The sequence below is a fragment of the Staphylococcus rostri genome (genome assembly GCF_002902145.1).
Classification (GTDB): Bacteria; Bacillota; Bacilli; order Staphylococcales; family Staphylococcaceae; genus Staphylococcus; species Staphylococcus rostri.
Genome location: NZ_PPRF01000145.1, coordinates 1 through 1,083, shown reverse-complemented (window position 1 = coordinate 1,083; position 1,083 = coordinate 1). Strand labels below are relative to the sequence as shown.

Here is a 1,083-nt window from a genome sequence, read left to right as displayed (position 1 = left end):
AAATAACTCAGTTGCAATTAATTTAACTGGTCGATTTATGAGAAAGCAAAGACAAAGTTTTTCCGTTAATGACTTATTAAAAATTTATAAAGTTTATAAATTTGAATTATTTAAATATAGTAATTCATTTATAATTGGAAGAACATATTACAGTGGCTTTATTCGTGGTGAAAGTAGAACGATTTTATTCACCTCTTTTAAAAATTTATCAGAAGCAAAAAATATATTAGCCCAATATGACTGCGAGGTTAACTATGAAGATTAATAAAACTAACTACTCAAATAACAATATTATTATTTCTATAATTATACCTGTTTATAATAGAGCTCAAAAAATTGATTATTCTCTTGAAAAAATGCTAGATACTGATTATCCTTTAGATAAAATCGAACTCATACTAGTTGATGATTACTCTAGCGATAATTCATATGAAGAAATATTAAAATTTAAAGATCGATTCCCTAATTTCACTTTAATTCAATTAGAATCAAATTCAGGAGGAGCATCCAAACCAAGAAATGTCGGTTTACAGCATGCTATTGGTGAATGGATACTATTTATAGACTCCGATGATTATATCACACCATATACTTTAAGTGATGCGATGAAAATAGCAGATAAGGATAATACTGTTGAACTTATTTGTTTACCTTATTTTAGAGCGGAAGGCAGCACTCGCTCAATTAGTCGCTCTGCTTTTCATTACACTGAAACTCAAATAGGCTTAAATTTCATAGATACAAAGTTATACAACAGTTTAAATATTATTGGAAAACTAATTAGAAAAGAGATAATTGAAGAATATAAAATCAATTTCCCTGAGGATATCAGGGTACGTGAAGATAATTGGTTCACAATGAAAGTCTACAGCGTGGTTAATAATATCGCCATATTAGGAAACAAAAAAAATTATTACTTTTATGATCAACAAGATGAAGTTGCACTCTCAAATAACGGCGCTCCACCAAGAGATGCCGTAAAAATATATTTATCCGTTTACTATTTTATTCAATCTTTAGATTTGCCAACCGAAGATAAATTGAATTTACTTTCTATATTTTTAAATCGATATACAAATCTTA

1 protein-coding gene and 1 pseudogene are annotated in these 1,083 nt (G+C 28.1%); both read left to right on the top strand.

Annotated features, from left to right (window positions below):
- Positions 1-265, top strand: a pseudogene (locus CD122_RS12415) (hypothetical protein); the annotation flags it as partial.
- The coding region (locus CD122_RS11520; RefSeq protein WP_103359042.1) for a glycosyltransferase family 2 protein at positions 255-1,083 on the top strand (829 nt) is incomplete at its 3' end. The pseudogene CD122_RS12415 and the gene CD122_RS11520, both read left to right, overlap by 11 nt.